Genomic DNA, 22,534 nt, shown 5'->3' with positions numbered 1-22,534 from the left:
GACGACGCGGTTAAATCCGCTGAGCTCACGCACTTGTGATCCTGAACTAAGCTTGTACTTCGTTCCGCGTAAAATGTGGGTCATTCGAGGACAATGAATGGAATTCAGGACATTTCAAAAGCAGTGGGGTGCTGAGTTTATTTCCGATGACGTGGTACGTTTTCGCGTCTGGGCAGAAGGACAGAAAGAACTTACGCTACGTCTGGCCGCCACCGACGTGCCGATGACGGCGGTGGGGCACGGCTGGTTCCAGGCAGACGTTTCTGGCGTCACGCACGGTGCAGAGTATCAGTTTGTCCTGCAGGACGGCATGGCGGTACCCGACCCGGCATCGCGCGCGCAAAAGGGCGACGTTAACGGGCCATCGGTTGTTATCAATCCCCGACGCTATCAGCCGGTTAACCGGGACTGGGCAGGGCGGCCGTGGGAAGAGACGGTCATTTACGAGCTGCACGTCGGCACCTTTACCCCGGAGGGCACCTTCCGGGCGGCCATCGACAAGCTGCCCTATCTGGCGGAGCTCGGTATCACCCAGCTTGAAGTGATGCCCGTTTCCCAGTTTGGAGGAACCCGCGGCTGGGGCTACGACGGCGTGCTGCTGTATGCCCCGCACGTGGCCTACGGCACGCCGGAGGAGTTTCACGCGTTTATCGACGCCGCGCACGGGCTCGGGCTTTCCGTGGTGCTGGATATCGTGCTCAACCACTTCGGCCCGGAGGGGAATTATCTCCCTCTGCTGTCGCCCGCGTTTTTTGATGCGGATCGAATGACGCCGTGGGGCAACGGCATCGCTTACGAGCGCGAGCCGGTGAGGCAGTACATCACCGACGCACCGCTCTACTGGCTGACGGAGTACCGTCTGGACGGCCTGCGCTTTGATGCCATCGACCAGATTAAAGACAGCTCCGGGACGCACATTCTGGAGGAGATTGCCGCGAAGATCCGCGAGGCGATCCCGCATCGTCACGTTCACCTGACAACGGAAGACAGCCGCAACGTGATTTTCCTGCATCCGCGCGATGAAGAGGGCAACACGCCGCTGTTCACCGCCGAGTGGAATGATGACTTCCACAATGCTGCCCACGTGTTTGCCACCGGCGAAACGCACGCCTACTACCAGGATTTTGCGTGTGAGCCGGAGAAAAAGTTCGCCCGTGCGCTGGCGGAAGGGTTTGTCTACCAGGGCGAGATTTCGCTGCAAACCGGAGAATCTCGCGGGGTGGAGTGCCGTACCCAGCCGCCGCAGTTCTTCGTCGATTTCATTCAAAACCACGATCAGACCGGGAATCGCGCCCAGGGGGAGCGGCTCATCACCCTCGCGGGGGCCGACAGGACGCGGGTGCTGCTTGCCGCGCTGCTGCTCTCTCCCCATATCCCGCTGCTGTTTATGGGCGAGGAGTTCGGTGAAACGCATCCTTTCCTGTTCTTCACCGATTTTCACGGCGACCTGGCAAAAGCGGTGCGGGAAGGGCGCGCGAAAGAGTTTACCGGCCACGCCGGGCACGATGAAGCCGTCCCGGATCCGAACGACGTTAACACCTTCGTTCGCTCAAAGCTCGACTGGCATAAGATTGCTACCGACGAAGGGAAAACGTGGCTGCGCTTCACCCGCCACCTGCTGACGTTGCGCCATCGCTATATCGTTCCGCTTCTGCATCAGGGTGGCATCGTTGAAGGCAAGGCGATCGAGACCGCGCCCGGCATGGTGACGGTGAGCTGGCGCTTCCCGTCCGGGACGCTCTCTCTGGCGCTCAATATCGGCCATAAGCCTGTCGACGTGCCCGCGCTTGCAGGGGAGACGCGCTTCGCCTGGCCGGAGGTAAACGACGTTTTGCCGCCGAACAGTATTGTCGTTCGCTTTGCTGATGGAGACGCATCGTTATGATCCCTTCCGCCACGTACCGTATTCAGTTCCGCAACGGCATGACGTTTGACCGCGCTGTCGAGCTGGTGCCGTATCTGAAAGACCTCGGCATCAGCCACCTCTACGCCTCGCCCGTGTTTACCGCTACAACGGGTTCCACCCACGGCTATGACGTGACCAACCCGAATGAAATTGACCCCGCGATTGGCGGTCGGGCAGGGTTTGACCGCATGGCCGCGGCGCTCAGGCAGGCTGGCATGGGGCTGATTCTGGATATTGTCCCGAACCATATGTCCACCTCGCTGGAAAACGCCTGGTGGCGGGACGTGATTGAATATGGCCAGCAGAGCCGCTATTTCCGCTATTTCGATATCGACGCGTCGCGCCCGCTTACGCTGCCGTTTCTCGGAGACACCTTTGAGGCGGAGCTGGAGAAGGGTGCCATTACGTTAAAACGTGACACTGTCACGAATAAAGTCTCTCTGGTCTATTACGACACGGCGTACCCGCTTAATCCGGGCACGTACAGCGAGGACAAAAGTATCGCCGAACTGCATGAGCTGCAGAGCTGGCGGCTTATGTCCTGGCGGGAAGCGCCGAAGCAGCTCTCATGGCGGCGCTTCTTCGAGATCACCGGTCTTGTAGGTGTACGAGTTGAAGACGAGGCGGTCTTCGACGATACGCACCGTCTCATTCTTGAGCTGGTTCACGCGGGCGTGGTTGACGGCCTGCGCATTGACCATATTGACGGCCTGGCCGATCCGCTGGGTTATTTGCAGAAGCTGCGGCAGGCAGCCGGACCTGACTGTTACATCACGGTCGAAAAAATTCTCGCGAAGGGAGAGCAGCTCCCCACCGACTGGCCGGTTTCCGGCACCACCGGCTACGAGTTTATCGCCTCGCTGGCAGAGGTGCTGGTCGACGACGATAACCTCTCGCGCCTGGAGACAATCCACGACGAGACGCTGGGCGTCACGGTCGATCGCCACGCCGAACTGCGCGATGCCAAGGGTCTGATGACCGATCGTAATTTTGAGGGCGAGTTCACCACGCTGCTAAACCTTGCGGACGATCTGGCCCGCCGCAATGACGTTGCGCTGCCGCGCGAGGAGATCCGCCACGCGCTGCGCGAGTTGCTTATCGCTTTTCCGGTGTACCGCACCTACGGCACTCGCGAGGGACTAACCCCGCCTGACGTGGCGCTGCTTAACTGCGTAGTCGCCAGCGTGGAGACGTCGGAAGCGGCGCTCAGCCTGATTGTGCGCATTCTTACCGGCGATCTGCCGGAAGATTGCCGCGACTGCGCCGCGCTTTTCAGAACCCGCTTCCAGCAGCTGACCGGGCCGCTGATGGCGAAGTCGGTGGAAGATACGCTGTTTTTCCGTCTGAACCTTGAGCTTGCGCTCAATGAAGTGGGCGCTGACCCGACGCCGCGCGCGTTCTCGTTATCCCGCTTTCACCAGGAGATGCGCATTCGTCTCGCCCGTCAGCCCGACGCGCTGCTGGGCACCTCCACGCACGATACCAAGCGCGGAGAAGACGCCCGGGCGCGGCTCTACACCCTGACGGAGGCGCCGGAACGCTGGGGAGAAAATCTCGCCCGCTGGCGGCAGATGAACCAGACTCAGGTGCGTTTTCTCAACGACGGCACCGCGCCGAACGCCGCAGATACGTGGATGATCTATCAGGCGCTGGCGGGCGTCTGGCCCGCCACGCTGTCGCCTGACGATGCCGAAGGGCTTGCATCGCTGGAGACGCGTTTCCTCGGCTTCCTTGAGAAAGCGCTTCGCGAGGCGAAGCAGCGCACCGACTGGATCGACAGCAACGAGAGCTATGAGAGCGTGGTACTGAGCTATGCGCGGCATCTGCTTTCCCCGGATAACGCCCCGTTCCTGCATGATTTCAGCGAGGCGATGCAGCCCTTTATCCGCGCCGGGCTGATGAACAGCCTCAGCCAGACGGTCATCAAGCTGACGGCGCCCGGCGTGCCGGATATCTATCAGGGCAGCGAGGCGCTCAACTTTAGCCTCGTCGACCCGGATAACCGGCGGGAGCCGGACTTCAACGCGCTGGTGCAAAACCTCAGCGCGGCGGATGCTCCAGTGTTTGAAAACCCGGCGTGCTGGCGGGACGGCAGGGTAAAGCAGTTTGTCACCGCCACGCTGCTGCGGCTTCGACCGCATTACGACGCGCTTTTCCGCTACGGCGACTGGCTGCCGCTCAAGGTTTCCGGCGAGCGCGAGGAGAACCTGATTGTCTATGCGCGCGTTAAAGACGAGGAGGCGCTGATAGTTGCCGTGCCGCGTCTGGTTTTTGGCATCACCGATAATCATCAGCTGTGGGTCAATACCACGGTAGCGATACCCGACGAACTGGCCGGGAAGCGCTATCGGGATCTGTTCAGCGGTGAAAGCCGCATTCTGCAAGAGACGCTGGATTTAACGTCAGAAAAGGGATGTGTACTGGTTCTGCTTACCTGCGAATAATCGTGGAGAACGAAAATGGCAAAGGAAACTACGTTTGAAATTCGGGCCGGTCATGGCCAGCAGTTGGGTGCGAATTATGACGGGAAGGGCGTTAACTTCGCGCTGTTCTCCGCGCACGCGGAGCGGGTGGAGCTCTGTCTGTTTGACCCGTCCGGGAAAACAGAAATCGCCCGGCTGGAACTGCCGGAGTATACCCATGAGGTCTGGCACGGCTATGTGCCTGACCTGAAACCCGGTGCGCTGTACGGCTATCGCGTCTACGGCCCCTACGATCCGGAAAACGGTCACCGCTTTAACCCGCATAAGCTGCTTATTGACCCGTATGCCCGTGAACTGGTGGGCGATATCGACTGGAACGACGCCCATTTCGGCTATGAGCTGGGGCACGACGAACTGGATCTTAGCTTCGATACGCGGGACAGCGCGCCGTTCACGCCGAAATGCAAGGTTATCGACCCGAACGCTTTTGACTGGCAGGACAACAACCGGCCAAACGTGCCCTGGCCACATACCGTCGTCTATGAGAGCCACGTAAAGGGTTTCACCCAGATGAACCCGGCCATCCCGCCCGAGCTGCGCGGGACCTTCGAGGGGATGGGACACAAAGCCTCGGTCGACTACATCAAGAGTCTGGGCATTACCTCGGTGGAGCTGCTGCCCGTTCACTGGTTCCCGGACGACCAGCATCTGCTCGACCGTGGCCTGAAGAACTTCTGGGGCTATAACACGCTCGGCTTTTTTGCTCCGGCGTCACGCTACTACGGCCCGGCGGGGATCCAGGGCTTTCGCGACATGGTGCGCGCCTATCATGACGCGGGCATCGAGGTGATTCTGGACGTGGTCTACAACCACACGGCGGAAGGTAACGAGCTGGGGCCGACGCTTTCATTCAAGGGCATTGATAACTACAGCTACTATCGCACGCTGCCGGACCAGCACCGGTATTACATTAACGACACCGGGACGGGGAACACGGTGAATACCTCGCACCCGCGCGTGCTGCAGATGGTGATGGATTCCTTGCGCTACTGGGCCGAATCCATGCACATTGACGGTTTTCGTTTCGACCTGGGGACGATTCTGGGCCGCGAGCCTGAGGGGTTCGATCCGCGCGGGGGCTTTTTCGACGCCGTTACCCAGGATCCGGTGCTCTCTAAGCTCAAGCTGATTGGCGAGCCCTGGGATATTGGCCCCGGCGGCTATCAGGTCGGTGGCTTCCCGCCAGGCTGGGGAGAGTGGAACGACAAATACCGCGATACCGTGCGCGAGTACTGGAAGGGGGACAACGTCTCGACGGACTTTGCCGCGCGTCTGCTGGGCTCCGGGGATCTGTACGACCTGCGCGGGCGTCGCCCGTGGGCCAGCGTCAACTTTATCACCGCCCACGACGGCTTTACGCTGAATGACCTGGTGTCGTACAACGAGAAGCACAACGCCGACAACGGCGAGGACAATAACGACGGGCATAACGATAACCGGTCGTACAACTATGGCGAAGAAGGGCCGACGGAGAACCCGGACATTATCGCCACCCGCGAACGGCAGAAGCGTAATTTCCTGACCACGCTGCTTTTCTCCCACGGTACGCCGATGCTGCTGGCGGGGGACGAGTTTGGCCGCACGCAGAAGGGCAACAACAACGGCTACTGCCAGGACAGCGAGATCTCATGGATCGACTGGAAGGGGCTGTCCGAAAACGACGCGGCGCTGCGCGAGTTCACCCGCCGGCTCATTGCCCTGCGCGCGCAGCAGCCGCTGTTGCGTCGTGAGAGCTGGCGCGACGGGCTGGAGATCCGCTGGTTCAATGCCGGAGGCGGTCCGCAGCAGGCCGAGCAGTGGGATGAAGGCTCAACGCTCGGGGTCTCCATCAGCAGGCCGGATCTTCAGCAGGAGGACGGCATCTGGCACGACGTGCTGATGCTGTTCAATCCGTTTGAAGGTACCGTGCCGTTCCAGATCCCGCAGTTTGGCGAAGGGGGATGGGTGCTGGAGCTGTCTACGGCGGATGACGCTGCCGCCGGAACAGCGTTCACCGAAACCGTAGAGTACGAACTGGCCGGACGCAGCATTACCCTGTTCAGACGTCCGTAATTCAGAGTGATGCCGCCGCGCGGGCGGCGGTGTCATACAGGGAGGAGATCGCGCGTAGCAGCTGCGCGGTTTCGCCGATGGATTTCCCGGAAATGCCGCTCTCCGCATGAATGGCGATCAGACACGCTTCGCGCACGTCTCGGTACTTCATGCACAACGCTTTCCCTTCCTCCGTGGTGGAGAAAAAGAGCTCTTTACCCGCTTTCTCGCTCGTCACGTAGCCCGCTTTAACCAGCTTTTTCAGGGCATATGTCACTACATGCGTATCTTCCACGTTGAGAACAAAGCAGATATCGGCCAGCTTTTTCTTGCGGTCGCGGTGGTTCACGTGATGCAGCAGCGAGACGTCAAAAGCGCCCATATCCGGCTCTCCGGCTGCGGCCATGCAGCGCACCATCCACTTGTTAAACGCGTTGCCGGTCATGATCAGCGCGTACTCCAGCTCTGACAGTTCCGCGCAGCGCTCCGACACCAGATGGCGGGAGGAGACGATCCGGCCATCGTTGATATCGTTGCAATCGGGTGAAGCACTCTTTTTCGAGGTCATAACGTTCCTTAGCCAGAAATGTAAACTCGTCGATAAAATAAGAACATTTTATTGATAATTTGTTTACATGTTTTTGAGGTTCAGATATAGCTTTTTAGCGCAGGTTTTGTGAAGCCTGACGAAAAACACAACATCGCTCGCCGCAAATTAAAAAAATAGCCGTCGGCGCGCAACGCTCACTTTCGATAGGGTAAACGTTATGGACGGTACTACGCTGTTGCCGCTGATCGGGATACCGATCGTGGTCATTGGTTTTGCACTGCGCTTCAACCCGCTGCTGGTCGTCGTGGTGGCGGGGCTGGCAACGGGCCTGCTGGTCGGGATGGATTTCGGGATGCTGCTGGAGACCTTTGGCGAGAAGTTCGTCAATAGCCGATCGCTGGCGACCTTCATCCTGATCCTGCCGGTAATTGGTCTGCTGGAATATTACGGGCTTAAAGAGCGCGCCCAGGCCTGGGTGGCGAAGATCGCCAGCGCCACCTCGGCGCGTATTCTGATGCTCTACTTCGTGGCGCGTGAAGGCACCGCCGCGCTGGGGCTGATGTCGCTGGGCGGCCATGCCCAGACGGTACGCCCGCTGCTGGCCCCGATGGCCGAAGGGGCAGCGCTGAACGAATACGGCGAACTGCCGCAGCACATTCGCGACAAAATCAAGGCCCATGCCGCGGCGTGCGACAACATCGCGGTCTTCTTTGGGGAAGATATCTTTATCGCCTTCGGTGCGGTGCTGCTGATTGACGCGTTTCTGAAGGAAAACGGGATCGAAGGGATCGAGCCGCTGCACATCGGCCTGTGGGCCATTCCCACCGCCATTGCGGCATTGATTATTCATATGACGCGCCTGCTGCGCCTGGATGCCAGCATCCGCCGCGACGTCATGGCCTGGCGTGCAGAGCAGGGTACGCAGGGGGCCGCGCAATGATGACGCTTATCACCATTAACCGCGTGTATTACCTGATCGGCTTTGTTGTGATGCTGCTGGTTGTCATGACCCTGCGCGACCGCGCTAATCCGAAGCGTTTTACCACCGCGCTGTTCTGGTTTTTATTCGGCGGTATCTTCCTGTTCGGTGACCTGATGGTTCAGGAGCTGGGCAAATCGCTGGCGTACCGGATCGTTGGCGGTTGCGTTATCGCTATCGCGCTGCTGGCGGGTTTTGGCCTGGTCGGGAAAGGCCACTATAAAATGGCCTCCGACGAGGAGCGCATTGCCTCGTCAAACCGCCTTAAAAACTGGCTGTTCCTGCCCGCGCTGATGATCCCGGTGGTGACGGTAATCGGGACGCTGTTCCTGAAGGGGGTGTCGATTGGCGGCGTTTACCTTCTCGACCAGAAACAGCTCACTCTGGCGGCGCTGTGCGTGGCCTGCGTCGCGGCGATCCTCACCGGCTGGTGGCTGACCAAAGGCACGCCGCTGCACGCCATTCGCCAGTCCCGTCGTCTTGTCGATACCATCGGCTGGGCGGTGATCCTGCCGCAGATGCTGGCCATGCTCGGCGGCGTGTTCGTGGCGGCCAATACCGGTGATTCGGTGCAGAAGGTGGTGAGCCTGTTCGTGAACCCGGACAGCCGCTTCATGCTGGTGGTCATTTACTGCGTGGGGATGGCGCTGTTTACCATGATCATGGGTAACGCCTTTGCGGCCTTCCCGGTGCTGAGCGCGGGGATCGCCTTGCCGTTCCTGATCAACGTGCATCACGGCAACCCGGCGCCGCTGCTGGCGATCGGCATGTACGCGGGCTACTGCGGCACGCTGATGACGCCGATGGCCGCGAACTTCAATATCGTTCCCGCCGCGCTGCTGGAGCTGAAAGACAAATATCAGGTGATCAAGATCCAGATCCCGACCGCGTTAACCCTGCTGGTGGTGAACGTGTTCCTCATGTATTTCCTCGTGTTTCGCTAAGGAGCTGTTATGGAATTGACGCAACATCAGGCTGACGCGTTTGCCCGCATGCCTTTGACCTATTTGCGCCAGGAATACCCGAACCACATCATGCATCTGCTGAATGATGACGGTGACGTTCTGCCGCCTCGCGAGCTGCACCCGATTTTCTACGGCTGTTTCGACTGGCACTCGGCGGTGCACGGCTACTGGCTGCTGCTGCGCTGCGTGCGCCTCTATCCTGATCTACCGTGTCGGAATGACATCGTCGCGCTTTTCGACGAGCACCTGACCGACGAGAACGTGGCGAAGGAGCTAGACTATTTCACCGCGCCGTTCCGCGCCTCGTTTGAGCGGCCGTATGGCTACGGATGGCTGCTGGCGCTGGCCCAGGAACTGAAACAATCGTCGCTGCCGCAGGCCGCAGGCTGGTACCAGACGCTGGAGCCGCTCACCCAGGATATTCGCAACCGACTGGTGGGTTACCTCAGCAAGCTAACCTATCCGATCCGCGTCGGAACGCACTACAACACGGCGTTTGCCCTCGCGCTGGGGCTGGACTACGCCCGAGCCGTGGAAGATAGCGCGCTTGAGCAGGCGATTGTGACGGCGGCGGAGCGGTTTTATCTCGCCGACACGCGCTACCCGGCCCATTACGAGCCGGGTGGCGATGAGTACATCTCTGGTGCGCTGACGGAAGCGCTGCTGATGAGCAAGGTCGCAGAGAATTTCCCGGCCTGGTTTGACGCGTTTCTGCCGGATATCGGCTCCATTGCGGCGCTGATGAACCCGGCGCAAGTGAGCGACCGTACCGACCCGAAAATTGCCCATCTGGATGGGTTAAACCTCAGCCGCGCCTGGTGTATGAAGCATATTGCCAGGGCGCTTCCGGTAAACCACCCGGCCCAGCAGGCCTTGCGTGATGCCGTGGCAAAACACCTGGCGGCAAGCGTCGGGCACGTGGTGGGCAGCCACTACAGCGGCGGGCACTGGCTGGCGAGCTTTGCGTTGCTGGCGCTGGAGTAAACGAACGAGTTGTCATTTTTGCCGGGTGGCGGCTATGCCTTACCCGGCCGTTGTCCCGTACAAACGTAGCGCCGCCGGGCGATTCAGGCTGATGCCCGAACCGCAGGGCGCAGCCTGCTCAGGCTAAACAAAACCGATCCCGTCGAGGCGATGACCGCGATCCACAGTGCCAGATGCACGGCCCGATCGTGGTCTGATCCGGTCGTCGCAAGCAGCACCCCCACGGTGGCGGCCCCCAGACATTGCCCGAACGTCCTGACGATAGACAACACCCCTGAGGCATAGCTGGCATATTCCCGTGCCACATTAGAGAGCATTTCCCGGTTATTGGGGCTCTGGAAGCAGCCAAACCCAATCCCGCAAACCAGACTGCGCAGGCAGATATTCCATACGGACGGATTTTCCGGCAACGTCGCCAGCAGGACCAGCCCACCGACAAAAATCATCAGGCCGATAGTCGAGATCAGCGGCGCGGAAAGGGTATCTGCCCAGCGCCCCGCATGCGGTGCGATCAGCACGATGCCCATTGGCCACGGGGTGAACAGCAGCGCCGAAACCACCGGGCTGAAGCCATACACGCTCTGAAACAGGAACGGCAGCGCGACAAAGGTGATCCCCTGGCTGACAAACGAGGCCAGCGAGGTCAGGGCGGCGAGGGTGAAGCGTCCATTTCTGAACATAACGGGCGGCAGTATGGGACTGCGCGCGCGCCGAATACGCCAGACGAAGGCGATAGCGCTGACCAGCGTGAGAAGCCCCCAGCCTGCGGCTGCCGGGTTAATGCCTTGCGTGATGTGCTGAAGGCTGTCGGCCAGCATGATTGCAGAACCTAACAGCACGGCGGAGAGCGCGGCGCCCGGCGCATCAAAGGGGGAGCGGTCAACGTCCGACTGGCGCGGCAACGCCCGCCATGCCAGAAACAGGGCAATACTGCCCGGAACAAGGTTAATGGCGAAAAGCCACTGCCAGCTCAGCGCGTCCAGTATCGTTCCCCCCAGCACAGGGGCAATCGCCGTGCTGGAAGCAATAAGCAGGGCGTGCAGCCCCAGAATGCGCCCAAGCAGTCGCCCCGGAAAAACGGAACGCAGGATCGCCGGGGCGATACTCAGGGTAGCCGCGCCGCCGATGCCCTGCAGAATACGCATCCCGATCAGCATGTCGGGCGTTTTCGCCAGCGCGCAGCCGAGCGAGGTGAGCGTAAAGGTGGCAAGCCCGGCAAGAAAAACCGGTCGAAAGCCCACACGCGCCGCCAGCGCCGCGAAGATGGCCAGCGTCATTGCCGCCGATAGTAGATAACCGTTGGCAAACCACACCGCAACGTTCGCGGGGACCTGCATCGCCCTTGCCATGGAGGGCAGCGCGATGTTGATCATGGTGCCGTCAAAGACGCCCATCAGCGTGGTGGTCATGACGGCGGCCATCACCCGGGCGCGTTCATGACCGGGTAAGCCTTCATCGCCGGGCTGGTTTGAAAAGAGCGTCATCGTCGTTACTCCGCATAAGAATAGTGATGACGAAACTATAATCATGGGGTATACAGGGCGGAAGACGCAGCGCTTGCACTTTATCGTTGCATATAACGCCTTATTGGAGGAGCCATCGTGTCCGATCCTGACTTTAACCTTCTGGTTGCGCTCGACGTTCTGCTGGCCGAAGCCAGCGTGGCTGGCGCGGCGCGGCGCTTAAACCTGAGCACCTCCGCCATGAGCCGCACCCTGAGCAGGCTGCGGGAGGTGACAGGCGATCCTATCCTGGTGCGGGCCGGTCGGCAGATGGTGCTGACGCCCTGGGCCGAAGCCACCCGGGACCGGGCCAGAAGCGCCGTGCATGAGGCAAGGGCGGTACTGCAACCCTCCACGGAAACGCTGAATGTTGAGCGTATGGAGCGCCTGTTCACCATCCGAGCCAACGACGGCTTTGTGGTGGCGTTTGGGCCACTGCTCATTGCCGCAGTGGCGGCGGTGGCGCCCGACGTCTGCATTCGCTTTTCGCCGAAACCTGAGAAAACGTCGCGCTATCTGCGTGAGGGGCTGGTTGACCTGGAGATCGGCGTGCAGAGCAATATGGGGCCTGAAATTCGTCTGCAACGGCTCTTTCAGGACCGGTTTGTTGGCGCGGTGCGCCAGGGGCATCCGCTGGCCTCGCTGTCGTCAGTCAGCCTGGAGGATTATGTCGCCTGGGGGCACGTGGTGGCCTCGCCCGACGGCTCGTTACACGGGTTTGTCGATGAGGCGCTGGCGGAACGCGGGATGAAGCGCAAAATTGCCAGCGTGGTGCCAGGGTTCCCGACGGCGTTATCGGTGGCGATGGTCTCCGATCTCGTTGCCATGGTGCCGGCGCTCTATCTGCTCAATCAGCCAATGACCGAGCGCGTGCACGTCTTTGAACTGCCGTTTAAAACCCGGAGCATTACGGTGTCACAGATGTGGCATCCGCGCATGGAAAAGGACCCGGCGCATCGCTGGCTCAGGGAAAAGGTGCTGGAGGTGTGCCGCGCTGTACGCTGACGGCTCAGGCCACTTTTTTCGGCACGGAGAGAATGAAGCGCGTCGATACCGCATCCGATTCCACGCGAACTTTTCCGTGATGCGCAGCGACGATGGACTTCACGATGGCAAGCCCAATTCCGCTCCCTTCGCCTTTGCGCTGCCTGGAAGGATCCACCCGATAAAAACGGTCAAACAGCCTCGGCAGATGTTCTTGCGGGATCGGCGTGCCGGGGTTTTCAACCACCAGTTCAACATCGTTTTCCTGTTCACTGAGCGAGACGGTCACCGCGTTTCCTTCCGGCGTATAGCGCAGGGCATTGGAGAGCAGATTGTTAATCGCTCTTCTGAACATCTGCGGATCGCCTTCCGTCAGGCAGGGCTGCCCGTTAACGTTCAGCGTGATGTTACGTTCTTCCGCCCAGGCTTCGAAGAAATCGAACACTTTCACGACCTCGCCACGCAAATCAAACATCACCCGGTCCGGGATCAGCTGATTATTATCCGCCTGCGCCAGGAATAGCATGTCGCTGACCATCCGGGTCATCCGGTTGTACTCTTCAAGGCTGGAGTACAGCACATCTTCCAGCTCCTTAGGAGAGCGGTTCTGGCTCAGCGCAATTTCGGTTTGCGTTACCAGGTTGGTGATGGGGGTTCTTATTTCATGCGCGATGTCGGCGGAAAAATTCGCCTGCCGGGTAAAGACGTCTTCAATCTTTTCGATCATATGATTGAAGGAGATAACCAGCTGCTCCAGCTCAACGGGCACGCGGGAGGGTTCCAGCCGCGCGTCCAGGTTTTCTGAGGTGATATTTTTAATGGCGTTGCTGACGTTACGCAGGGGCAGGTGACCCTGGCGCACCGCGATGCGAATAATGAGAATAATCAGCAGGCTGATTACCGCGGCAATGGCAAACAGATTCTTCTTCAGTGCTTCCAGGTAGTGCAGATGAAAATTAATGGAAAGGCCGATCAGCATAACGTAGTTCCGGGCTTCACCCTGCAGCGTCGCCGTGCCCGAAGAGGCGATAATCCGGTACGTTTCCCTTTTCATGTCGGGCCCGGCGTGCATGGGGGCGGCAGGGTCTTCAACCGTCCAGAGAAAAACATCCTGCGCGCGACGGTGTGCGCTAAAGTCTGCCGCGTTCATTGCAGGGCGTAACGCCGCCCCTTGCGCCGAGCTGAACAGGGTCTTTCCCTGCGGATCCAGAAGCAGAACGGCCACGTTGCGGTAGCTGGCAATCGACTCTTTAAGCTTGCTGATTTTCTTTTGGTCGGGATCGGCCGGGGACTGCAGGATGCGGTGCATCGCGGTGCTGATCTGCTGCAGGTCGCTGATGTCCTGCTCGGCGAAATGTTTTTCAACGGAATGCAGCATAAACCACGTGAAGGCGAAAAAGGCCAGTATCGTGGAGAGGCTGATAAAAAAGGTCAGTCGCAGGGCAAGCGAAAAAGGGCGTCTGAAGGGCTTAGCGCGCATCGGGCGCCTCCAGCATATAGCCCACGCCGCGCACCGTCTGGATCAGCTTCGGTTCATAATCGTTATCGATTTTCGCCCGCAGCCGCTTAACCGCCACGTCAATCGCGTTCGTGTCGCTGTCAAAATTCATGTCCCACACCTGGGAGGCAATCAGGGAGCGGGGCAGCACCTCTCCCTGATGACGCAGGAAAAACTCCAGCAGGATGAACTCTTTGCTGGTCAGTAAAATGCGGTTTCCGGCCCGGCTCACCTTTCGCGACACGAGGTCAACCGTCAGGTCGGCAGTATGAAGCTGGCTTTCCGCGATCACCGTATTCCCGCGTCTTAGCAGCGTCCTTACTCGGGCGAGCAGCTCAGCAAAGGCGAAAGGCTTGATGAGATAATCATCCGCGCCCAGCTCAAGCCCTTTAACCCGGTGCTCAATCGTGCCGAGCGCCGTGAGTAACAGTATCGGCATCCCTTTACCGGCCGAGCGGAGCATGCGGACAATATCCCAGCCGTTCACATCGGGCAGCATGATATCCAGGATCAGCAGATCGTATTCGGCGGTCATGGCGAGATGGTATCCGGACAGGCCATTGTCAGCGTGGTCCACGACATACCCCGCTTCAGTCAGCCCTTTGCTGAGGTACTCACCGGTTTTCATTTCGTCTTCAACGATCAGTATTTTCATCGTGCTCCCCCTGACTGGCTGCTGATGACATTCTAGTGAGCGTACCGACGTTAACAATGACTTACGTTAAAAATGACAACATTGTCATTATCCTGTCACCCGGCAAACAGGATGCGTTCCGTAGAGTAGCCCTCGTCAAACTCTGGACGAGAAGCGTTATGTTCCTGTTAAAACGACTAAGCATCAGTACGGTATTTATCCTGGCGGGCTGCGTCTCGCTGGCGCCTGAATACCAGCGGCCCGCGTTGCCGGTACCCCAGCAGTTTTCGCTCTCGCGTAACGGCCTGACGCCAGCGATGCCGGGGTATCAGGACACCGGCTGGCGCCGCTTTTTTGTCGCTCCTCAGGTTGCCGGGCTGATTGCGGAAGCCCTGAAGAACAACCGCGATATTAAAATGGCCGCCCTGAAGGTTGAAGAAGCCCGGGCGCAGTTCAACGTGACGGATGCGGACCGTTATCCTCAGTTGAATGCAGATTCGGGTATCACCTACAGCGGTGGGCTGAAAGGTGATAAACCCACCTCACAGCAGTACGACGCGGGGCTTGGACTTAGCTACGATCTCGACTTTTTCGGCAAACTCAGAAACATGAGCGAGGCCGACCGACAGCGCTATTTCGCCAGCGAGGAAGCCCGCCGCGCGGTGCATATCCTGCTTGTCTCTAACGTGGCGCAGAGCTATTTCAACCAGCAGCTGGCGTATAAACAGCTGCGTATTGCGCGGGATACGCTGGCGAATTACCGGCAGTCATATGCGTTCGTTGAGCAGCAGCTGGTGACGGGCAGCACGAACGTCCTGGCGCTGGAACAGGCCCGGGGACAGATCGACAGCACGCAGGCAGAGATTGCCAAAAGAGAGGGGGAACTGGCGCAGGCCAATAATGCATTGCAGCTGGTCCTCGGCACGTATCGCGCACTGCCGGGCGGCAGCGGCATGAACGGCAGCGACGTTGCGCCGGTGAAACTGCCTTCCCATCTTTCATCGGCGATACTGCTGCAGCGCCCGGATATTATGGAGGCGGAGTATCAGCTTAAGGCGGCCGATGCGGATATCGGCGCGGCGCGTGCTGCCTTTTTCCCGTCCATTTCGCTGACCAGCGAGCTTTCAGCAGGCAGTACGGAGTTGTCCAGCCTGTTCAGCTCGGGCAGCGGAATATGGAGTTTTATTCCTAAAATTGAACTTCCCATTTTTAATGCTGGCAGGAATAAGGCCAACCTGACGCTGGCCGAAATTCGCCAGCAGCAGTCGGTTGTTAATTACGAACAAAAAATTCAGTCCGCCTTTAAACAGGTTGCCGACGCGCTCGCGCTGCGGGGCAGTATTAACCAGCAAATTGAAGCGCAGCAGCATTATCTTGCTTCGCTGCAAGTCACCCTGCAGCGTGCCAGAGGATTATATGCCAGCGGTGCGGTCAACTATATCGAGGTGCTCGACGCGGAACGTTCTCTTTTTTCCACGCAGCAAACCATTCTCGACCTTATTTACGCCCGGCAGGTGAATGAAATTAATCTCTTCACCGCGCTGGGCGGTGGTTGGGTCGAATAATTTAATCATAGAGGAAAATAAAAATGCGTAATTCACTCAAAGCCGTTTTATTCGGTGCGATCTCCGTTGTTTTTTCTGCCAGCCTCCAGGCTGAGGCTCATCAGCACGATGCAATGAACGCCGCCAGTGACGCAGCATCAGAGCAAATTATCCACGGTAAGGGCGTTGTGAAAGCGGTTGATCTGACGAATAAAAAAATCACCATTTCTCATGACGCTATTCCGGCTATTGGCTGGCCCGCGATGACCATGCGTTTCACCTTTACCAATGCTGACGAGAGTATTGACGCACTAAAGCCCGGTAGTCAGGTTGATTTTTCATTTGTTCAGCAGGGCAATATCTCTTTACTCAAAAGCATTAAATAGCGAGATACGGCATGGCCTCATTAAAAATAAAATATGCTGCCATGGTAGTCAGCAGCCTTATTGCAGGAGGGCTGATATCCGTGACGGCATGGCAGGCTCTTCATTCATCTGAAAAAACGGCAAATAACGCGTCGGAAAGAGAGGTGCTTTTCTGGTATGACCCGATGAAACCCGACGTTAAATTCGATAAGCCCGGTAAATCGCCATTTATGGATATGGATCTGGTGCCGAAATATGCGGATGAAAACGAGGATAACAGCAGTGCCGGTATACGTATCGACCCGGCTCAGGTTCAGAACCTGGGAATAAAAACGCAAAAAGTGACGCGCGGAACGCTGAATTATGCCCAGACGATCCCGGCTAACGTCAGCTATAACGACTATCAGTTTGTAATTGTGCAGGCGCGCGCGGAAGGGTTCGTTGAAAAAGTATACTCATTGACCACCGGCGATCGCGTGAAGAAAGGCGCGCCGCTGATTGATATTACTATTCCTGACTGGGTCGAGGCACAGAGTGAATTTTTGCTGTTATCCGGCACTGGCGGAACGCCGAGGCAAATAAAAGGGGTGCTTGAGCGGCTGCGGCTGGCGGGTATGCCGGATGAGGATATCCAGAGGCTGCGCGCGAGCCGTACTATACAGACCCGGTTTACCATCAGGGCCCCCATCGACGGGGTCATTACGGCCTTTGACCTGCGTACCGGCATGAATATTTCCAAAGATAAGGTGGTAGCGCAAATACAGGGGATGGATCCGGCCTGGATCGGCGCGTCGGTACCTGAATCCATCGCTTATCTTTTGAAAGACACCTCACAATTTGCTGTTTCGATACCGGCTTATCCGGATAAAACCTTCCCGGTTGAAAAATGGAACATCCTGCCGAGCGTGGACCAGACCACCCGCACGGTGCAGGTTCGCCTGCAGGTTTCTAACAAGGACGAGCTGCTGAAGCCGGGCATGAATGCGTACCTGAAGCTGAATACACAAAGTCAGGAGATGCTGCTGATCCCCTCTCAGGCCGTGATTGATACCGGAAAAGAACAGCGCGTTATTACCGTTGATGAAGACGGGCGCTTTGTGCCGAAACCGATCCACGTACTGCATGAATCTCAGCAGCAGTCCGGCATTGGTAGCGGACTGGAAGAGGGGGAGTCGGTGGTGGTCAGCGGCCTGTTCATGATTGACTCGGAGGCCAATATTACCGGCGCGCTGGAGCGCATGCGTCAGGCTGAAACCACTGACGACGCGCATTCCGGCCATTAAGGAGACGATGATGATTGAATGGATTATCCGGCGATCGGTCGCCAACCGTTTCCTGGTCATGCTGGGGGCGCTGTTCCTCAGTGTCTGGGGGACATGGACCATCATCAACACGCCGGTCGATGCCTTGCCCGATCTGTCTGATGTTCAGGTGATTATCAAAACAAGCTATCCCGGCCAGGCTCCGCAGATTGTTGAAAACCAGGTGACTTATCCGCTCACGACCACCATGCTGTCGGTTCCCGGCGCAAAGACCGTGCGCGGTTTTTCTCAGTTTGGCGATTCGTATGTGTACGTCATTTTTGAAGATGGCACCGATCTCTACTGGGCCCGGTCTCGCGTGATGGAGTACCTGAATCAGGTTCAGGGCAAAGTGCCTGCCGGGGTGAGCTCTGAAATCGGCCCTGATGCCACGGGCGTGGGCTGGATATTTGAGTATGCGCTGGTGGATCGCAGCGGAAAACACGATCTCGCCGAATTGCGTTCATTGCAGGACTGGTTCCTGAAATTTGAGCTGAAAACTATCCCGAACGTGGCCGAGGTCGCGTCGGTGGGCGGCGTGGTTAAGCAGTATCAGATCCAGGTCAATCCGTTAAAACTGGCTCAGTACGGCATTAGCCTGCCGGAGGTTAAGCAGGCGCTTGAATCGTCGAACCAGGAAGCAGGGGGATCGTCGGTTGAAATGGCGGAAGCGGAGTATATGGTCCGCGCCAGCGGGTATCTGCAGACGCTGGATGATTTCAATAACATTGTCCTGAAAACCGGCGAGAACGGGGTACCGATTTACCTTCGTGATGTTGCCCGCGTACAGACGGGGCCGGAAATGCGGCGCGGTATTGCCGAGCTGAACGGGCAGGGGGAAGTTGCGGGCGGCGTGGTGATCCTGCGTTCGGGCAAAAACGCACGCGACGTTATCACCGCGGTGAAAGATAAGCTGGAGACCCTCAAGGCCAGCCTGCCGGATGGCGTTGAGATCGTGACCACTTACGATCGCAGCCAGTTAATTGATCGTTCTATTAATAACCTGAGCTATAAGCTCCTCGAAGAGTTTATTGTGGTGGCCATCGTCTGCGCGCTGTTCCTCTGGCACGTCCGATCCGCGCTGGTGGCGATTGTCTCTCTGCCGCTGGGCCTGTGTATTGCCTTTATCGTCATGCACTTCCAGGGCCTGAACGCCAATATCATGTCGCTGGGCGGGATTGCGATTGCTGTCGGCGCGATGGTGGATGCCGCCATCGTGATGATTGAAAACGCGCACAAACGGCTGGAGGAGTGGGATCATCAGCATCCGCGAGAGCAGATTGATAATGCGACTCGCTGGAAGGTGATCACCAACGCCTCTGTGGAAGTGGGGCCAGCGCTGTTTATCAGCCTGCTGATTATTACCTTGTCGTTCATTCCCATCTTTACCCTGGAGGGGCAGGAAGGGCGGCTGTTTGGTCCACTGGCCTTTACCAAAACGTACTCCATGGCAGGTGCAGCCGCGCTGGCCATCATTGTTATCCCTATTCTGATGGGATTCTGGATCCGGGGTAAAATCCCCGCCGAGACCAGTAACCCACTGAACAGACTGCTGATTAAAGCCTATCACCCGCTTCTGGTTCGGGTGCTGCACTGGCCAAAAACAACGCTGATCGTTGCCGTCTTGTCCATCTTTACTGTTATTTGGCCTTTGAGTCAGGTGGGCGGCGAGTTTCTGCCGAAGATCAACGAGGGGGATCTGCTCTATATGCCGTCCACGCTGCCCGGCGTGTCGCCGGCAGAAGCGGCGGCACTGTTACAGACAACGGACAAATTAATCAAAACCGTGCCTGAGGTGGCGTCAGTTTTTGGTAAGACCGGTAAGGCTGAAACGGCAACGGATTCTGCGCCGCTCGAAATGGTGGAAACCACCATTCAGCTTAAGTCTGAGGATCAGTGGCGGCCAGGCATGACGATGGACAAGATCGTTGACGAACTGGACAAAACCGTTCGTTTGCCCGGCCTGGCTAACCTCTGGGTGCCGCCCATACGTAACCGCATTGATATGCTCTCAACCGGGATCAAAAGCCCGATAGGTATCAAGGTGTCCGGTACCGTTTTGTCTGATATCGACGCGACGGCGCAAAGCATCGAGGCGGTAGCGAAAACCGTGCCCGGCGTGGTGTCAGCCCTGGCTGAACGTCTGGAGGGCGGTCGCTACATTGATATTGATATTAATCGGGAAAAAGCCTCCCGCTATGGGATGACGGTGGGTGACGTGCAGCTGTTTGTCTCCTCGGCCATCGGCGGCGCGACGGTGGGGGAAACGGTAGAGGGCGTTGCCCGGTACCCGATAAACATTCGCTATCCTCAGGACTACCGGAACAGCCCGCAGACGCTGAGAGAGATGCCGATTCTTACGCCGATGAAGCAGCAAATCACGCTGGGCGATGTGGCTGATATTAAGGTCGTATCTGGTCCGACCATGTTGAAAACGGAGAATGCGCGTCCTGCCAGCTGGATTTACATCGATGCACGGGGCAGGGATATGGTCTCAGTGGTGAACGACATTAAGACGGCCATCGGCCAAAACGTGAAGTTAAGACCGGGTACCAGCGTCACATTCTCCGGGCAGTTTGAACTGCTCGAACACGCCAATAAGAAGCTGAAGCTGATGGTGCCAATGACGCTGATGATCATCTTCATTCTGCTTTTTCTGGCGTTCTGGCGCGTGGATGAGGCGTTGCTGATCCTGATGAGTCTGCCGTTTGCCCTGGTCGGCGGCATCTGGTTCCTGTACTGGCAGGGCTTCCATATGTCTGTCGCGACCGGCACCGGATTTATCGCCCTTGCCGGAGTGGCGACTGAGTTTGGCGTCGTCATGCTCATGTATTTACGTCATGCCATTGAAGCACAGTCGGCGCTGTCGTGCCCGCAAACGTTCACAGAAAAGCGTCTTGATGACGCGCTTTATCATGGTGCCGTGCTGCGCGTGCGGCCAAAAGCGATGACCGTGGCAGTGATTATTGCGGGCCTGTTGCCGATACTCTGGGGGACGGGGGCTGGGTCGGAAGTTATGAGCCGGATAGCCGCGCCCATGATAGGTGGGATGATCACGGCGCCGCTGCTATCGCTGTTTATTATTCCTGCGGCGTATAAGTTAATTTGGTTGCGCAGGCAGAGAAAAATGACAGCATTTACTGAAGATGACAGGGTAAACATTAGCTGATAAATTAGCTATTCAATTACCTATTCATAAAGTGATTCATCTTCATGACAAACCGGTCCGAGACGATACGACAGTTGCTGAGACAAGGCCCAACATCAGTAAGGCAACTTACTGATGTTATGGGGATTAGTCAGCCAACCATCTCCAGAGCGATAAAAACACTGGGTGATGAGGTTGTACGCATTGGCTCAGGTCCATCTATTCACTATGTGCTGCGAGACCCGTTTCGTGGGTTCAGTTCGGCACCCATATATCGCATAACTGAAGAGGGGCAGGTCAAACCGCTTGGACGGCTCATTCCGGTTTATCCCGATGGATTTGTGATGGAACAAACGGACAATGTTTGTCTCCATAGCGATGGGCTGCCGTGGTGGTTGTTTGATATGCGGCCTCAGGGATATCTTGGCCGCGCGTATGCATCCCGATTCTCATCCGAACTTGGCCTGCCGGCAAATCCAGAGATCTGGAGTGACTCTGATGTTATCAGGGCCTTGCTGGCGCATGGGCACGATGCGGTTGGAAATCTGTTAATTGGAGAACAGGCACGAAATCATTTCGTGGAGATGCCGTTGCCTGTTGCAGTGGACAGGGCCACGGCATACCCGTCTTTGGCTCTGGCCGTAAGTTCCGGAGATGTTCCGGGTTCGTCTGCTGGCGGCGAGCAACCAAAATTTTGCACCTATACAGAACGTGGCCACGTCATAGTCAAATTTACAGCCGCGGACGAAAATCCCGTCAGTGAGCGCTGGCGAGATTTGTTACTCGCCGAACATCTTGCTTTAAACGTGCTTGGTGTCGAAACAGAGGTATTTGATTTCGGTGGACGGCGTTTTCTTGAAATTCCGCGCTTCGATCGCACAGGACTGCTTGGGCGTAAGGGGCTTTTTTCTTTGCGAGCTCTCGAGGCGGAGTTTGTAGGCCGTGCGAGAGAGGCGTGGCCTGTTCTGGTTAATGAGCTGGTAAAGCAGGGCTGCGTTCACCCTGATGCAGTGACCGGAACGGCACGGCTCTGGGCGTTTGGTATGCTGATCGGTAATACCGACATGCACCACGGTAATCTGTCCTTTATCAGTGCGCATGGTCGTCCATATCATCTTGCGCCGGCCTATGACATTTTGCCCATGGGATTCGCGCCTAAGTCAGGTGGTGAGATTGTGAATACGCTTCGTCCGGCATCGCTACTTAATGCGATAGAGGGAGAGATCTGGCATGAAGCTCTGGAACTGGCTGAACGCTTTTTTGCTTTAGTCAGCGGTTGCGAACGTTTCTCTGCCAGCTTTACACCATGCATGACGGCGTTACGCGCACATCTTGACGAGGCGAGGTCGAGGATATCACGTCTGGGATAATGGACTTGAATCCCGCCTGGGTATGCTGGGATTTTTAGCAGGTTGCAGCAAGAGGGCAGGAATTGATGACATGTTGGTTATAGGCAAGGAAAGATATGTGGCATCAATATCTCATTTAATTATTCTGGGTTTGAGGGATATACATAATTTACTTCAGCACCAGAAACAGTATAACAAACTGTTTTAAATGGATATTAATCAAATGGCGATTCAAACTCACAGTTATGAACTCAGTTTTGGTTCATAACTGTGTTAAACGCTGTCCATAAATCACTCGATGTTACGCCTGT

16 protein-coding genes are annotated in these 22,534 nt (G+C 57.5%); 12 read left to right on the top strand and 4 right to left on the bottom strand.

Translation table 11 applies throughout. From position 1 onward, the window contains the following. Positions 1–97 precede the first annotated feature (97 nt). The 3 genes from treZ to glgX are packed head-to-tail and all read left to right on the top strand — an operon-like array spanning position 98 to position 6,441. Positions 98–1,885 carry a malto-oligosyltrehalose trehalohydrolase gene (treZ, locus tag DG357_RS11490; RefSeq protein WP_088205455.1) on the top strand — a complete coding sequence of 596 codons (1,788 nt, stop codon included), beginning with the start codon at positions 98–100 and terminating at the stop codon, positions 1,883–1,885. Beyond that, positions 1,882–4,350, top strand: a complete 2,469-nt coding sequence (gene treY, locus DG357_RS11485; protein WP_088205454.1) for a malto-oligosyltrehalose synthase — start codon at positions 1,882–1,884, stop codon at positions 4,348–4,350. The genes treZ and treY overlap by 4 nt, the downstream gene beginning before the upstream one ends. 15 nt (positions 4,351–4,365) lie before the next feature. Next, complete coding sequence (gene glgX, locus DG357_RS11480) at positions 4,366–6,441, top strand: glycogen debranching protein GlgX (protein WP_028013184.1); 2,076 nt, start codon at positions 4,366–4,368, stop codon at positions 6,439–6,441. Position 6,442: 1 nt separating this feature from the next. On the opposite strand, the gene DG357_RS11475 is transcribed toward glgX, so the two are convergent. Then, the gene (locus DG357_RS11475; RefSeq protein WP_041909953.1) at positions 6,443–6,988 is read right to left on the bottom strand and encodes a winged helix DNA-binding protein; all 546 of its coding nucleotides are present in this window, start codon (positions 6,986–6,988) and stop codon (positions 6,443–6,445) included. 199 nt (positions 6,989–7,187) lie between these two features. Here DG357_RS11475 and DG357_RS11470 point away from each other — a divergent pair, with 199 nt between their 5' ends. From DG357_RS11470 to DG357_RS11460, 3 genes are read left to right on the top strand one after another with little or no spacing between them, the layout of a single operon-like run. Continuing rightward, the gene (locus tag DG357_RS11470) at positions 7,188–7,910 is read left to right on the top strand and encodes a DUF969 domain-containing protein (RefSeq protein WP_028013182.1); all 723 of its coding nucleotides are present in this window, start codon (positions 7,188–7,190) and stop codon (positions 7,908–7,910) included. Beyond that, a complete protein-coding gene (locus tag DG357_RS11465; RefSeq protein WP_041909955.1) occupies positions 7,907–8,893 on the top strand; it encodes a DUF979 domain-containing protein in 987 nt (328 codons plus the stop codon). Before DG357_RS11470 ends, DG357_RS11465 begins: the two co-directional genes overlap by 4 nt. A 9-nt stretch (positions 8,894–8,902) precedes the next feature. After that, a complete protein-coding gene (locus DG357_RS11460; protein ID WP_088205453.1) occupies positions 8,903–9,898 on the top strand; it encodes a DUF2891 domain-containing protein in 996 nt (331 codons plus the stop codon). Positions 9,899–9,981: 83 nt separating this feature from the next. Here DG357_RS11460 and DG357_RS11455 read toward each other — a convergent pair whose 3' ends face one another. After that, positions 9,982–11,382 carry an MFS transporter gene (locus tag DG357_RS11455; RefSeq protein WP_088205452.1) on the bottom strand — a complete coding sequence of 467 codons (1,401 nt, stop codon included), beginning with the start codon at positions 11,380–11,382 and terminating at the stop codon, positions 9,982–9,984. Positions 11,383–11,499: 117 nt separating this feature from the next. Between DG357_RS11455 and DG357_RS11450 the strand changes: the two genes are divergently transcribed. After that, positions 11,500–12,405 (top strand): LysR family transcriptional regulator, encoded by a 906-nt coding sequence (locus tag DG357_RS11450; protein WP_045260531.1) that lies wholly within the window; start codon positions 11,500–11,502, stop codon positions 12,403–12,405. Between the two features lie 4 nt (positions 12,406–12,409). Here the strand turns inward: DG357_RS11450 and DG357_RS11445 are convergent, their stop codons facing one another. Together DG357_RS11445 and DG357_RS11440 are read right to left on the bottom strand one after the other, a co-directional pair. Further along, positions 12,410–13,864: a Cu(+)/Ag(+) sensor histidine kinase gene (locus DG357_RS11445; RefSeq protein ID WP_088205451.1), complete on the bottom strand. Its 1,455-nt coding sequence runs from the start codon at positions 13,862–13,864 to the stop codon at positions 12,410–12,412. Continuing rightward, complete coding sequence (locus DG357_RS11440) at positions 13,854–14,537, bottom strand: copper/silver response regulator transcription factor (RefSeq protein ID WP_088205450.1); 684 nt, start codon at positions 14,535–14,537, stop codon at positions 13,854–13,856. Before DG357_RS11440 ends, DG357_RS11445 begins: the two co-directional genes overlap by 11 nt. Before the next feature lie 158 nt (positions 14,538–14,695). Here DG357_RS11440 and DG357_RS11435 point away from each other — a divergent pair, with 158 nt between their 5' ends. The 5 genes from DG357_RS11435 to yjjJ are packed head-to-tail and all read left to right on the top strand — an operon-like array spanning position 14,696 to position 22,244. Continuing rightward, positions 14,696–16,081 (top strand): efflux transporter outer membrane subunit, encoded by a 1,386-nt coding sequence (locus DG357_RS11435; protein ID WP_088205449.1) that lies wholly within the window; start codon positions 14,696–14,698, stop codon positions 16,079–16,081. Between the two features lie 23 nt (positions 16,082–16,104). Then, positions 16,105–16,446, top strand: coding sequence for a cation efflux system protein CusF (cusF, locus tag DG357_RS11430; protein ID WP_088205448.1), 342 nt, complete (start codon positions 16,105–16,107; stop codon positions 16,444–16,446). A gap of 11 nt (positions 16,447–16,457) precedes the next feature. Further along, positions 16,458–17,708, top strand: a complete 1,251-nt coding sequence (locus tag DG357_RS11425; RefSeq protein WP_088205447.1) for an efflux RND transporter periplasmic adaptor subunit — start codon at positions 16,458–16,460, stop codon at positions 17,706–17,708. 10 nt (positions 17,709–17,718) lie between these two features. Then, positions 17,719–20,895 (top strand): Cu(+)/Ag(+) efflux RND transporter permease subunit SilA, encoded by a 3,177-nt coding sequence (silA, locus tag DG357_RS11420; protein WP_088205446.1) that lies wholly within the window; start codon positions 17,719–17,721, stop codon positions 20,893–20,895. 44 nt (positions 20,896–20,939) lie between these two features. After that, positions 20,940–22,244, top strand: a complete 1,305-nt coding sequence (yjjJ, locus tag DG357_RS11415; protein WP_088205445.1) for a type II toxin-antitoxin system HipA family toxin YjjJ — start codon at positions 20,940–20,942, stop codon at positions 22,242–22,244. The last annotated feature ends 290 nt before the right edge of the window (positions 22,245–22,534 follow it).

The organism is Enterobacter bugandensis (genome assembly GCF_900324475.1).
Lineage (GTDB): Bacteria > Pseudomonadota > Gammaproteobacteria > Enterobacterales > Enterobacteriaceae > Enterobacter > Enterobacter bugandensis.
The sequence above is the reverse complement of the archived record's forward strand: the minus strand, read 5'-3'. Positions and strand labels throughout refer to the sequence as shown.